Below are 12,301 nucleotides of genomic sequence, written 5' to 3'. Positions count from 1 at the left end.
ACCGGTGGCGGGCAAGCGGATATTGGTGGGGGAGATCGGCAGGCCGCACGGTGTGCGCGGCCTGGTGAAGCTGCGCAGCTTCACTGCCGATCCCAACGCCATCGCCGAGTACGGCCCGCTGACCGACGAGACGGGCACCCGCCAGTACCGGCTGACGCTGCTGGGCGATGGCCTCGCGCAGGTGGAGGGCATCGCCGACCGCGACGCGGCGGCGAAGCTCACCGGCACGAAGCTCTATGTGGACCGCGCCGCCCTGCCGCCGCCGGAGGAGGAGGAATACTACCTGGCCGACCTGGTCGGCCTGCAGGTGGAGACGCCGGAGGGCCAGCCCCTCGGCACCGTCCGCGCGGTGGAGGAACATGGCGCCGGCAGCTTCCTGGTCGTCCAGGACCGGAAGGAGCTGCTGCTGCCCTTCACCCGCGCCGTGGTGCCGGTGGTGGATCTCGCCCTCGGCAAGCTCGTCGCCATTCCCCCGGAGGAGGTCGTGGTGCCGCCCCCGGGCCAGGAGGCGGCGGAATGAGCTGGCAGGCCACGATCCTCACCCTGTTCCCGGAGATGTTCCCGGGCCCGCTCGGCCATTCCTTGGCCGGGCGCGCGCTGCGGGACGGCGTCTGGGGGCTGGAGGCGATCGACATCCGCGGCTTCGCCACGGATCGCCACCGCAGCGTGGATGACACGCCCTGCGGCGGCGGCGCCGGCATGGTGCTGCGGCCGGATGTGGTGGATGCCGCCATCGGCGCCGCCCTGGCCGCCGGCCCGGCGCGGCCGGCCCTGGTGATGACGCCGCGCGGCGTGCCGCTGAGCCAAACGCGGGTCCGTGCCCTGGCCGAGGGCCCCGGCGCCATCCTGCTCTGCGGCCGGTTCGAGGGCATCGACCAGCGGGTGATCGAGGCGCGCGGGCTCGAGGAGATCTCGATCGGCGACTACGTCCTCTCGGGCGGGGAGCCGGCGGCGATGGTGCTGCTGGATGCCTGCATCCGCCTGCTGCCCGGGGTGATGGGCGCGGCGGCCAGCGCCGAGGAGGAAAGCTTCTCGCAAGGGTTGCTGGAATACCCCCATTATACCCGCCCGACCGAATGGCAGGGCCGCGCCGTGCCCCCGGTGCTGCTCTCCGGCCACCATGCGGAGATCGCGCGCTGGCGGCGGGCGGAGGCCGAACGGATCACCCGCGAACGCCGCCCGGACCTCTGGGCAAAACTGCATCCCGATGCCGCGGGGGCGGGGGCCATGGACGGCCGCCCCGCCGCCGCCTAAACGATCAGACGAAAGGACCGCTTCCATGAACCTGCTGCAGCAGTTCGAGGCCGAGCAGCTTGCCAAGCTTGCCGCCGCCCGCGCCGTGCCGGAGTTCGCCCCGGGCGACACCGTGCGCGTGATGGTGAAGGTGGTGGAGGGTGAGCGCACCCGGACCCAGGCCTATGAGGGCGTGGTCATCGCCCGCTCCAACCGCGGGCTGAACAGCAATTTCACCGTCCGCAAGCTCTCCTACGGTGAGGGCGTGGAGCGCGTCTTCCCGCTCTACTCCCCCTCCATCGCGGAGATCGCGGTGGTGCGCCGCGGCAAGGTGCGGCGCGCGAAGCTCTATTACCTGCGCGGCCGCACCGGCAAGTCGGCCCGCATTCAGGAGCGCACCACCCAGGGTGGCGCCTCCGCCGTGGCGGAAAGCCCGAAGGCCGCCTCCGCCCAATTGTCGGAACAGCAGGAAGCGTAACGCACTTCCGCCCCGCGCCGGTCCGCGCGGGGCGCAAGGAGAGGTAGGAACGAACACATGTCAGGGCAGAAGCCGCGCACTCTCTTCGACAAGATCTGGGACGCCCATGTGGTGGACACCCTCCCGGACGGCACGGCTCTCCTTTACATCGACCTCCACCTTACGCATGAGGTGACGACGCCGCAGGCCTTCGACGGGCTGCGGCAGGCCGGCCGCAAGCTGCGCCGGCCGGACCTGACGCTCGGCGTCATCGACCACAACATCGCCACCGATGCCAGCCGCTACACCGGCATCGTCGATCCCGAGAGCCGCCTCCAAGTCGAGACGCTGGAGAAGAACGCGGCCGAATTCGGCATGCCGCTGATCCCGCTGCTGGATGACCGGCAGGGGATCGTCCATGTCATCGGGCCGGAGCTGGGCCGCTCGCTCCCCGGCATGACCATCGTCTGCGGCGACAGCCACACCAGCACCCATGGCGCCATGGGCGCGCTGGCCTTCGGCATCGGCACCTCGGAGGTCGAGCATGTGCTCGCCACCCAGACGCTGCTGCAGAAGCCGGCGAAGAACATGAAGGTGGAGGTGAACGGCAACCTGGCCGTCGGCTGCACCGCCAAGGACATCGTGCTGGCGATCATCGGCCGGATCGGCACGGCGGGCGGCACCGGGCATGTCATCGAATATGCCGGCGACGCCATCCGCGCCCTCGACATGGCCGGCCGCATGACGGTTTGCAACATGTCGATCGAGGGCGGCGCCCGCGCCGGCATGGTGGCGCCGGATGAGACCACCTTCGAGTATATCCGGCGCACCCCGAACGGCCCGAAGGGCGAGGCGCTGGAGCGCGCCCTGGCCTGGTGGAGGACGCTGCCGACCGACCCTGGCGCCCATTTCGACAAGGTGGTGACGCTCAACGCGCATGAGATCGTGCCGCAGGTCACCTGGGGCACCAGCCCGGAGGATGTGCTGCCGATCACCGGCGTGGTGCCGAACCCGGAGGAGGCCGCCGACGAGGCGCGCCGCGCCCAACTCCGCCGCATGGTGGAATATATGGGCCTGACGCCGGGCCAGCGGCTGCAGGATCTGAAGATCGACGTCGCCTTCATCGGCTCCTGCACCAACAGCCGGATCGAGGATATTCGCGCCGCCGCCGCCATCGCCCGCGGCCGCAAGGTGGCCGATGGCGTGCGCGCCCTGGTGGTGCCGGGCTCGGGCCTGGTGAAGAAGCAGGCGGAGGCGGAGGGGCTGGACCGCATCCTGACCGAGGCCGGCTTCGAGTGGCGCGAGGCGGGCTGCTCCATGTGCCTTGGCATGAACCCGGACAAGCTGACGCCCGGCCAGCGCTGCGCCTCGACCTCCAACCGGAATTTCGAGGGGCGCCAGGGCCCCGGTGGCCGCACCCATCTGCTGTCGCCCGCCATGGCAGCCGCCGCCGCCATCGCTGGCCATCTGGCCGATGTGCGTGACTTCCAGCCGAAGGGGAGCGTGTGATGGAAGCCTTCACCACCCTCACGGGCATCGCCGCGCCGCTGCCCAAGGCCAATGTGGATACGGACCAGATCATCCCGGCCCGCTTCCTGAAGAGCATCAGTCGCACCGGCTTCGGCAAGCACCTCTTCGCCAATTTCCGTTACAAGGAGGATGGGTCGGAGAACCCCGACTTCGTCCTGAACCAGGAGCCGTACCGGAAGGCGGAAATCCTCATCGCCTTCGAGAATTTCGGCTGCGGCTCCTCCCGCGAGCATGCGCCCTGGGCGCTGCTGGATTTCGGCATCCGCTGCGTCATCGCGCCGGATTTCGCCGACATCTTCCACAACAACAGCTTCAAGAATGGCGTGCTGCCGGTGAAGCTGCCGCGGGAGGTGTGCGAGCAGCTCATGGAGGATGCGCGGCTGGGCGGCAATGCGCGCCTGACCGTGGACCTCGAGCGCCAGGTGGTGGTGCGTCCCTCGGGCGAGGAGATCCCCTTCCAGATCGACCCGCTGCGCCGCCACCTGCTGCTGAACGGCCTCGACGACATCGGCCAGACGCTGCAGCATGCCCCGGCGATCGACAGCTACGAGGCGCGGCAGAAGGCCGCGCAGCCCTGGCTCGGCGGCGCCTGAGCCGCCGAGCCACGACCGGAGAGAGACGCCGCGCATGGCTGCGAACAAGAAACTCCTCGTCCTGCCCGGGGATGGCATCGGGCCGGAGGTGATGCGGGAGACCCGCCGCGTCATCGACTGGATGGCCCGGCGCCGGAGCCTCTCCTTCGAGATCGAGGAAGGGCTGGTCGGCGGTGCCGCCATCGAGGCCGAGGGCGCGCCGATCTCGGACGCGACTGTTGCGCGTGCCAAGGCGGCGGATGCCGTGCTGTTCGGCAGCGTCGGCGGCCCGAAATGGGACGGCCTGCCCTTCGAGCAGCGGCCGGAGCTCGGCATCCTGCGCCTGCGCAAGGATCTCGGCCTGTTCGCCAATCTCCGCCCCGCCGTGGTGCTGGACCCGCTGGCCGAGGCCTCCTCGCTGAAGCCGGATGTCGTCCGCGGCGTCGACATCATGGTGGTGCGGGAGACGGTGGGCGGCGTCTATTTCGGTGAGCCGCGCGGCGTCGAGAAGGCGCCCGATGGCCGGCGCCGCGGCTTCGACACCCAGGTCTATTTCGAGGACGAGATCGCCCGCGTGGCGCGCGTCGCCTTCGACCTGGCGCGCAAGCGCCGCAACAAGGTGACGAGCGTCGAGAAGGCCAACGTCATGCAGTCCGGCCGCCTCTGGCGCGCCGTGGTGGGCGAGGTGCACAAGGCCGAGTACCCGGATGTGCAGCTCGAGAACATGTACGCCGACAATTGCGCCATGCAGCTTTGCAGCCGGCCGGCGCAGTTCGACGTCATCCTCGGCGACAACCTCTTCGGCGACGTGCTGAGCGACCTGGCGGCGGCGCTGACCGGCTCGCTCGGCATGCTGCCCTCCGCCACCCTCGGCGCCGTCGATCCCGTCACCGGCAAGCGCCATGCGCTGTACGAGCCGATCCACGGCTCGGCGCCCGACATCGCCGGCAAGGGCGTCGCCAACCCCTGCGCCCAGATGCTCTCCTTCGCCATGCTGCTGCGCTGGTCCTTCGGCTTCGAGGAGGAGGCGAGGCTGGTGGAGCAGGCGGTGGAGAAGGTGCTGGCCGGCGGCCTGCGCACCGCGGACATCATGCAGGCGGGCAGGGCCCGCGTCGGCACCTCCGTGATGGGAGAGGCCGTGGTGCGGGAGCTGGACAAGCTCGCCGGATAGACGTTTTCCGGCGGGAAAGGGGGGTTGCGCGATGGCGCCGCCTCCGCTATTCCGCCGGCCTCGCCGCGAAGCGGCATGCGCGCCCGTAGCTCAGCTGGATAGAGCACCAGACTACGAATCTGGGGGTCAGGAGTTCGAATCTCTTCGGGCGCGCCATTTTCCCTTCGTGCCGTTGCACGCCCGGTTGCGGCGCCCGTAGCTCAACTGGATAGAGCACCAGACTTCGGATCTGGGGGCTGGGAGTTCGAACCTCTCCGGGCGCGCACCTCTGAAACATGATGTCTTCGCCATGTCGCGGCCGTGGCCGCGGGCGGGGGGCGTCCAGCAGGCGCCGTATCCGGCTGCCCTGGATGTCCTCTACATGACCTGGCGGGCAGGAAAGCGGCAGAGGTGCCGGCTTGCCGCCCAGTAAAGCTGCAGTCAGCCTCCTGCCGCTACCGGAATGGGGATGTTCAGCCGCGGCTGTTCCCGCTATCTGATGTGCCGTTGTCTATAATCTGGTCGAGTATCCTTCCAGCGAAGGTCGGCAGCGACCGCTTCTGCACGTGAGGGGCAAGGCGATGGGCACGTCGGATATAGGCCGGGCGTTCCTGGTGGCTGCTCGTTGCCTGCATGCTGCCGGCGCAGCAGGCCGGCCGCCGGGGCAGGCGCCCCTGTGGCACGCCGCCCCGGCCCCCGGTACCGCCGCATGATCTCCCTGGTCCGCGTCGCGCTCTCCCGCCCCTACACCTTCGTGGTGATGGCGCTGATGATCGTGATCGGCGGCGGCCTCGCCGCGCTGCGCACCCCGGCGGACATCTTCCCCAACATCCCGGTGCCCGTCATCGCCGTGGGCTGGAGCTTCAACGGCCTGACGCCGGAGGATATGGCGGGGCGCATCCTCACCCCCTACCAGCGCTCGCTCACCACCACGGTGAACGACATCGAGCATATCGAGGGCACCTCCTATCCGGGCCTCGGCATCGTCAAGATCTTCTTCCAGCCGGGCGCCGATGTCCGCCTCGCCAACGCCCAGGTCACCGCGGTCTCCCAGACCCTGCTGCGCCAGCTGCCGCCGGGCACCACCCCGCCGCTGATCCTGAACTACAACGCCTCCACCGTGCCCATCCTGCAGCTCGCCCTCTCCGGCCAGGGGCTGACCGAGCAGCAGCTCTACGACCTCGGCACGAATTTCCTCCGGCCCCAGCTCGTCACCGTGCCGGGCGCCGCCATGCCCGGCCCCGCCGGCGGCCGCACCCGGCAGATCCAGATCGATCTCGACCCGCAGGCGCTGCAATCCAAGGGCCTCTCGGCGCAGGATGTGGGCAATGCCATCGCGGCGCAGACCCAGATCACCCCCGCCGGCTTCGTCAAGATCGGCGAGTTCCAGTACAACCTGCTGCTGAACAACGCTCCCGGCTCGGTGGCGGAACTCGCCGCCCTGCCCATCCGCACCGTCAACGGCGCCACGCTCACCATCGGCGACGTCGCCAATGTCCGGGACGGCGCCCAGCCGCAGCAGAACGTGGTGCATGTGGACGGCCAGCGCTCGGTGCTGCTGACCGTGCTGAAGAACGGCGCCGTCTCCACCATCAGCATCGTCAACGGCGTCCTCGCCATGCTGCCGCAGCTCCTCCCCAGCCTGCCGCCGCAGCTCCGCATCGCCCCGCTGAACGACCAGTCCGTCTTCGTGAAGGCGGCCATCACCGGCGTGGCCTTCGAGGGGGCGCTGGCGGCGGCGCTGACCTCGCTGATGATCCTGCTCTTCCTCGGCTCCTGGCGCTCCACCCTCATCATCGCCACCTCCATCCCGCTCGCCATCCTGGCGGCGATCTTCGCCCTGGCGGCCTTCGGGCAGACGCTGAACGTGATGACGCTGGGCGGCCTGGCGCTCGCCGTCGGCATCCTGGTGGACGACGCCACCGTCACCATCGAGAACATCAACTGGCACCTGGAGCACGGGAAGGACGTCCGCACCGCCATCCTGGACGGGGCGCAGCAGATCGTGGTGCCGGCCTTCGTCTCCCTGCTCTGCATCTGCATCGTCTTCGTGCCGATGTTCTTCCTGCCCGGCGTCTCCGGCTTCCTCTTCGTGCCCATGGCGATGTCGGTGACCTTCGCCATGGTCGCCTCCTTCATCCTCTCGCGCACCCTGGTGCCGACCATGGCGGCCTATCTGCTGCAGCCGCATGCCGGGCTGCACGGGCATGGCCAGAGGCGGCCGACCCATTTCCTCGGCCGCCTGCAGCGCGGCTTCGAGACGCAGTTCGAGCGCTTCCGCATGGGCTATGGAAGGGTGCTGCGCCTCGCCATCCGGCTGCGCTGGACCACCCTCGCGCTCTTCCTCGTCTTCGCCTTCGGCAGCCTGGCGCTGGTGCCCTTCCTCGGCCGCAACTTCTTCCCCGAGGTGGACAGCGGCACCATCGCCCTGCATGCCCGCGCCCCCGCGGGCACCCGGCTCGAGGAGACCTCCGCCCTCTTCGATGAGATCCAGCGGGAGATCCGCCGGCTGATCCCGCCGGGCGAGATCGACACGATCGTGGACACCATCGGCCTGCCGAACAGCACCATCAACGTGACCTACAGCGCCTCCGGCACGGTCGGCCCGATGGATGGCGACATCATCATCAGCCTGAAGCGCGAGCACCGGCCGACGGCGGAGCATATCCGCCGGCTGCGGATGGAACTGCCGCGGCTGTTCCCCACCGTCACCTTTTCCTTCCTCCCCGCCGACATCACCAGCCAGATCCTCAATTTCGGTGCGCCGGCGCCGATCGAGGTGCAGGTGACCGGCCCACGCATCGACGAGAACCAGGAGCATGCGCAGCGCATCCTGCGCGCCATCCGCGGCATCGACGGGCTGGTGGATGCCCGCATCCAGCAGCCCGCCGGCAGCCCCACCCTGCGCTTCATGGCCGACCGCACCCGCATCAACGCCCTCGGCCTCGACGAGCGGGACGTGACCACGAGCCTCGCCGGCGCCATCGCCGGCTCGCTGCAGACCGCGCCGGTCTATTGGCTGAACCCGGCCAATGGCGTCACCTACCCGGTGGTGGCGCAGACGCCGGAATACCTGGCGGATACGGTGGAGGAGCTGGAATCCCTGCCCGTCACCGGCCCCCGCGCGACGGAGCCGCAGGTGCTCGGCGCGCTCGGCACGCTGGTGCGCGCCAACTCGCCCTCGGTCGTCTCGCAGTACAACATCCAGCCCATGGTGAGCGTCTTCGCCGCGACCCAGGGGCGCGACCTCGGCGCCGTGGCCGATGCCGTGCGGCGGGAGATCGCAAAGCTGGACGCCGAAAAGCCCGCCGCCGTCCGCGTCACCCTGCGCGGCCAGTACCAGACGATGAACACCGCCTTCACCGGCATGGGCTTCGGCCTGCTGGGCGCGGTGGTGATGATCTACCTGCTCATCGTCATCAACTTCCAGTCCTGGGCCGACCCCTTCGTCATCATCGCCGCGCTGCCCTCGGCGCTGGCGGGCATCGCCTGGATGCTGTTCCTTTCCGGCACGCCGCTCTCCGTCCCGGCGCTGACCGGCGCCATCATGTGCATGGGCGTCGCCACCGCGAATTCCATCCTGGTGGTCAGCTTCGCGCGAGAGAAGCTGGCCGAGCTCGGCAATGCGCGGATGGCCGCCTTCGAGGCCGGGGTCACCCGCTTCCGCCCGGTGCTGATGACGGCGCTCGCCATGGTCATCGGCATGCTGCCCATGGCGCTCGGCCTGGGCGAGGGCGGCGAGCAGAATGCGCCGCTCGGCCGGGCGGTGATCGGTGGGTTGATCGTCGCCACCTGCGCCTCGCTGGTCTTCGTTCCCACCGTCTTCGCCATGATCCATGGGCGCCGCCGCCACGCCGTCAGCGACATCCGCCCGGGAGGAGCCACCGCCCATGCCTGAAGCGCCCGTCCCCGGAGCCCCGGCGGCCGAAGCCCCGACCACCGAGGCCGACCAGCCCGCCGCCAGCCCCCGCCGGGTGGGGCTGGCTCTCCTGCTCGGCCTGCTGGTGCTGCTCGGGGCCGGGGCGCTCAAGGTCAGCGCCAGGCTGGACGCGGAGGAGGAGCTGCGGGAGGTGACCGCCTCCGTCGCGGTGCCGAGCGTGCGGGTGATCCTCCCCCGCCCGGTGGAGCCGCGGCCGCTGGCCCTGCCGGGCAGGCTGCAGGCCTGGGCGGAGGCGCCGGTCTATGCCCGCACCAACGGCTTCGTCGCCCGCCGCCTGGCGGATATCGGCGACCGGGTCCAGGCCGGGCAGGTGCTGGCGCTGATCGACACGCCGGACCTCGACCAGCAGCTTGCCGCGGCGGAGGCGGCCGTCGGCACCGCCCGCGCCCAGCGCGACCTGGCCGCCCGCACCGCCCAGCGCTGGAACGAGCTGAGCGCCCGCAATGTCGTCTCCCAGCAGGCGACGGATGAGCGGCGCGGCGACCTGGCGGCGCGCACGGCGCAGCTCAGCCAGGCGGAGGCGGAGGTGAACCGGCTGCGCGCCCTCACCGGCTTCAAGCAGGTGACCGCGCCCTTCGACGGCGTCGTCACCAGCCGGGCCATCGATGTGGGCGGGCTGATCGTCTCCGGCAGCACCAGCACGCCGCCGCTCTTCACCGTGACCGATATGAGCCATCTGCGGCTCTATGTGCGGGTGCCGCAGGCCTATACCGGCTCCATTCGCCAGGGGATGAAGGCGGAGTTCACCGTGCCGGAATATCCCGACCGCAGCTTCACCGCGGAGCTGACCCGCACGGCCGATGCGGTGGATGCGCAATCCGGCGCCATGCTGGTGCAGTTCACCGTGGACAATCCCGATGGCGCGCTGAAGCCGGGCGGCTACGCCCAGGTGCGGCTGGAGCTGCCGCCCCAGGCCAGCGCCGCGCCGCAGCTTCGCGTGCCGGCCAGCGCGCTGATCTTCCGCGCCAGCGGCACCTCCATCGCCGTGGTGGATGGCGAGGGCAGGGTGACGGTGAAGCCGGTGCGCATCGCCCGCGACCTGGGCGCCGTGCTCGATATCGCCTCGGGCCTGGAGCCGGGGGACCGGGTGATCGACAGCCCCTCCGACGCCATCCGCAGCGGCGATCAGGTGCGGCCGGCGGAGGTGCAGGGCTGAGGAGCCCCCTGCGACCCCGCTGCGCGGGTTTGCTGGCGCCGTGTTCGCCACATCCCTGAGGCCTTGCACGGCCTGCCACGGCAAAGCCGCGGAGGGGTGGCGGAGGAACGCCGTGGGAGCCTTACGGCGCCCTCTTCCGCGCCGGCAGCCCGGCTCAGGCGGCGAGGTCGAGGATCGCGTCCAGCGTCACGGCGCCGCCTTCCGCCAGCGGCACGGCGCGGCTGCCGCGGGCCAGCATTTCCGCCAGCGCGTCGCGCAGCGTTGCCTCCGGCGGCAGGGGCGGGCCGGGGGCCGCTTCCTCCCGCCGCGCCGCGCCGGCCGGGAACAGGCCGAGCCGGGTCAGCGCCCGGTCCGTGCCGAGGAAGCCGGCGACGAAGCCATCCGCCGGCCGCGCCAGCAGCTCCGCCGGCGGCGCGTGCTGCACCAGCCGGCCATCCCGCAGCACCGCCACCGCGTCGCCCAGCCGCATCGCCTCCGCCACGTCATGGGTGACCACCAGCACCGTCTTGCCGAGCTGGCGCAGCAGCCGCAGCACCTCGTCCTGCAGCTGGCGGCGACGCAGCGGGTCCACCGCGCCGAAGGGCTCGTCCATCAGCAGCACCGGCGGGTCGCCGGCCAGCGCCCGGGCCACGCCGACGCGCTGGCGCTCCCCGCCGGAGAGCTGGTGCGGCCGGCGGTCGGCGAAGCGGGCGGGCGACAGCCCCACCATCTCCAGCACCTCCGCCACCCGGGCGCGGGCACGCGTGGCGTCCCAGCCCAGCAGCCCCGGCACCGTCGCCACGTTCTCCGCCACGCTCCGGTGCGGGAAGAGGCCGACCTCCTGGATGACGTAGCCGATATGCCGGCGCAGCCGGACCGGGTCCTGGCGCAGCGCATCCTTGCCGGCGATGAGCACGCGGCCGGCGCTGGGTTCCACCAACCGGTTGACCAGCCTGAGGGTGGTGGTCTTGCCGGAGCCGGAGGGGCCGATCAGGGCGCAGCTCGTCCCCTCCGGCACCTCCAGGGTGATGTCGGCCACCGCGGCGCCGGTGGCGCCCGGCCAGGTCTTGGTCAGCCCCTCCAGCCGGATCATCGCAAGACTCCCCGTCGCGCCCCGGTCGGGCCTTCGCCTTCTCGGCTCATGCCTGAACCCCCCGTTGCAGCCGCCGCTCCAGCAGGCCGAAACCGGCCTCCGTCAGCAGCGCCAGCGCCGCGATCGCCACCGCCCCCAGTAGCATCCGCCCGGTATCCAACAGGGCGAGCCCCTGGGTGACCAGGTCGCCCAGCCCGCCGCCGCCGATGAAGGTGGCCAGCGCCGCGGCGGAGACCACCTGCACCGCGGCGATGCGCAGCCCGGCGAAGAGCAGGGGCAGGGCGAGCGGCAGCTCCACCCGGCGCAGCACTTGGCCCGGCGTCATCCCCAGCCCCTTTGCCGCCGCCACCGCCGCCGGATCGGCGCCCTGCAGCCCGACCACGAGGTTCACCAGCACCGGCGGCAGGGCCAGCAGCGCCAGCGCGATGACGGAGGGGGTGAAGCCCACCCCCAGCAGCGGCAGCAGCGCCGCCAGCACGGCAAGGCTCGGCAGGGTGCGAAGGGCGCCCGCCAGGGTGATGGCGAGTTCCGCCAAGCGCGGCCGGTGCGCCACCGCCAGCCCCAGCGGCAGCGCCACCGCGATGCCGAGGGCAAGCCCCACAAAGGACAGCAGCAGATGCTCCCCCACCGCCCCGGCGAAGATCGCCGGGTTGGCCCGTAGCCAGGAGGACGCCTCGCCCAGCGCCTGCATCAGCCGACCGCCGGCAGGCGGCGCTGCACCGCGCCCAGCGCCTGGTCCAGCAGCAGGGCCATGGCGGCGACCAGCCCGGCACCGACCAGGATCTTCTCCGTATGCCCCTGGTCCAGCCCGGTCAGGATCAGCGTGCCGAGCCCGCCGGCGCTGATATAGGCGGCGACCGTCGCGGCGGAGACCAGGGTGACCGAGGCGACCCGCAGCCCGCCGAGCAGGGCGGGCAGGGCCAGCGGCAGCTCCACCCGCCAGCGCCGCTGCCAGGGGCTGAGGCCCATGCCCGTCGCCGCCTCCTTCACCGGCGCCGGCACGCTGGCGAGGCCGGCCACCAGCGCCCGCAGCAGGACCGGCAGGGCGTAGGTGACGAGGGCCAGCAGCGCCGGGGCGCAGCCGAGGCCGAGCACCGGCACCAGCAGGGCGAAGAGCGCCAGGGTGGGCAGGCTGTAGAGCAGGGAGGCGCTGCCCAGCAGCCAGGCGCTCAGCCGTGGCCGCCCCGCCGC

General features: G+C 71.4%; 11 protein-coding genes and 2 tRNA genes. 10 read left to right on the top strand and 3 right to left on the bottom strand.

Translation table 11 applies throughout. From position 1 onward, the window contains the following. Nucleotides 1–4: 4 nt before the first annotated feature. The 10 genes from rimM (at nucleotide 5) to NJ376_RS15065 (ending at nucleotide 10,038) form a co-directional block, all read left to right on the top strand. Nucleotides 5–520, top strand: a complete 516-nt coding sequence (gene rimM, locus NJ376_RS15110) for a ribosome maturation factor RimM (protein ID WP_252954118.1) — start codon at nucleotides 5–7, stop codon at nucleotides 518–520. Then, on the top strand, nucleotides 517–1,254 hold the full coding sequence (gene trmD, locus NJ376_RS15105) for a tRNA (guanosine(37)-N1)-methyltransferase TrmD (RefSeq protein WP_252954117.1): 738 nt from the start codon (nucleotides 517–519) through the stop codon (nucleotides 1,252–1,254). The genes rimM and trmD overlap by 4 nt, the downstream gene beginning before the upstream one ends. 25 nt (nucleotides 1,255–1,279) lie before the next feature. Continuing rightward, a complete protein-coding gene (gene rplS, locus NJ376_RS15100) occupies nucleotides 1,280–1,711 on the top strand; it encodes a 50S ribosomal protein L19 (protein ID WP_252954116.1) in 432 nt (143 codons plus the stop codon). A 57-nt stretch (nucleotides 1,712–1,768) separates the two neighbouring features. Further along, a complete protein-coding gene (gene leuC / locus NJ376_RS15095; RefSeq protein ID WP_252954115.1) occupies nucleotides 1,769–3,199 on the top strand; it encodes a 3-isopropylmalate dehydratase large subunit in 1,431 nt (476 codons plus the stop codon). Continuing rightward, nucleotides 3,199–3,813 carry a 3-isopropylmalate dehydratase small subunit gene (gene leuD, locus NJ376_RS15090; protein ID WP_252954114.1) on the top strand — a complete coding sequence of 205 codons (615 nt, stop codon included), beginning with the start codon at nucleotides 3,199–3,201 and terminating at the stop codon, nucleotides 3,811–3,813. Before leuC ends, leuD begins: the two co-directional genes overlap by 1 nt. Before the next feature lie 34 nt (nucleotides 3,814–3,847). After that, nucleotides 3,848–4,963 carry a 3-isopropylmalate dehydrogenase gene (leuB, locus tag NJ376_RS15085; RefSeq protein ID WP_252954113.1) on the top strand — a complete coding sequence of 372 codons (1,116 nt, stop codon included), beginning with the start codon at nucleotides 3,848–3,850 and terminating at the stop codon, nucleotides 4,961–4,963. A 79-nt stretch (nucleotides 4,964–5,042) separates the two neighbouring features. Then, a tRNA-Arg gene (locus NJ376_RS15080) sits at nucleotides 5,043–5,119 on the top strand. Between the two features lie 33 nt (nucleotides 5,120–5,152). Continuing rightward, nucleotides 5,153–5,226 (top strand) — tRNA-Arg (locus tag NJ376_RS15075). A 425-nt stretch (nucleotides 5,227–5,651) separates the two neighbouring features. Next, a complete protein-coding gene (locus NJ376_RS15070; RefSeq protein WP_252954112.1) occupies nucleotides 5,652–8,840 on the top strand; it encodes an efflux RND transporter permease subunit in 3,189 nt (1,062 codons plus the stop codon). Continuing rightward, nucleotides 8,833–10,038, top strand: coding sequence for an efflux RND transporter periplasmic adaptor subunit (locus tag NJ376_RS15065; RefSeq protein WP_252954111.1), 1,206 nt, complete (start codon nucleotides 8,833–8,835; stop codon nucleotides 10,036–10,038). The genes NJ376_RS15070 and NJ376_RS15065 overlap by 8 nt, the downstream gene beginning before the upstream one ends. Nucleotides 10,039–10,192: 154 nt before the next feature. Here NJ376_RS15065 and NJ376_RS15060 read toward each other — a convergent pair whose 3' ends face one another. The 3 genes from NJ376_RS15060 to NJ376_RS15050 form a co-directional block, all read right to left on the bottom strand. Further along, nucleotides 10,193–11,110, bottom strand: a complete 918-nt coding sequence (locus tag NJ376_RS15060; protein ID WP_252954110.1) for an ABC transporter ATP-binding protein — start codon at nucleotides 11,108–11,110, stop codon at nucleotides 10,193–10,195. Between the two features lie 46 nt (nucleotides 11,111–11,156). Continuing rightward, nucleotides 11,157–11,801 (bottom strand): ABC transporter permease subunit, encoded by a 645-nt coding sequence (locus NJ376_RS15055; protein ID WP_252954109.1) that lies wholly within the window; start codon nucleotides 11,799–11,801, stop codon nucleotides 11,157–11,159. Further along, nucleotides 11,801–12,301 (bottom strand): ABC transporter permease (locus tag NJ376_RS15050; protein ID WP_252954108.1); only part of this gene is annotated, 501 nt, incomplete at its 5' end. The genes NJ376_RS15055 and NJ376_RS15050, both read right to left, overlap by 1 nt.

This window comes from Siccirubricoccus soli (genome assembly GCF_024178315.1).
GTDB classification, from domain to species: domain Bacteria; phylum Pseudomonadota; class Alphaproteobacteria; order Acetobacterales; family Acetobacteraceae; genus Siccirubricoccus; species Siccirubricoccus soli.
Note: the sequence above shows the minus strand (reverse complement) of the source record. Positions and strands in the feature narration are given on the sequence as shown.

Excerpts from the sequence above, each read along its gene's own strand:
- NJ376_RS15070 (WP_252954112.1), top strand. The coding sequence starts at position 5,652 with ATGATCTCCCTGGTCCGCGTCGCGCTCTCCCGCCCCTACACCTTCGTG.
- leuC (WP_252954115.1), top strand. The coding sequence starts at position 1,769 with ATGTCAGGGCAGAAGCCGCGCACTCTCTTCGACAAGATCTGGGACGCC.
- NJ376_RS15065 (WP_252954111.1), top strand. The coding sequence starts at position 8,833 with ATGCCTGAAGCGCCCGTCCCCGGAGCCCCGGCGGCCGAAGCCCCGACC.
- NJ376_RS15055 (WP_252954109.1), bottom strand. The coding sequence starts at position 11,801 with ATGCAGGCGCTGGGCGAGGCGTCCTCCTGGCTACGGGCCAACCCGGCG.
- leuB (WP_252954113.1), top strand. The coding sequence starts at position 3,848 with ATGGCTGCGAACAAGAAACTCCTCGTCCTGCCCGGGGATGGCATCGGG.
- rplS (WP_252954116.1), top strand. The coding sequence starts at position 1,280 with ATGAACCTGCTGCAGCAGTTCGAGGCCGAGCAGCTTGCCAAGCTTGCC.
- leuD (WP_252954114.1), top strand. The coding sequence starts at position 3,199 with ATGGAAGCCTTCACCACCCTCACGGGCATCGCCGCGCCGCTGCCCAAG.
- trmD (WP_252954117.1), top strand. The coding sequence starts at position 517 with ATGAGCTGGCAGGCCACGATCCTCACCCTGTTCCCGGAGATGTTCCCG.
- NJ376_RS15060 (WP_252954110.1), bottom strand. The coding sequence starts at position 11,110 with ATGATCCGGCTGGAGGGGCTGACCAAGACCTGGCCGGGCGCCACCGGC.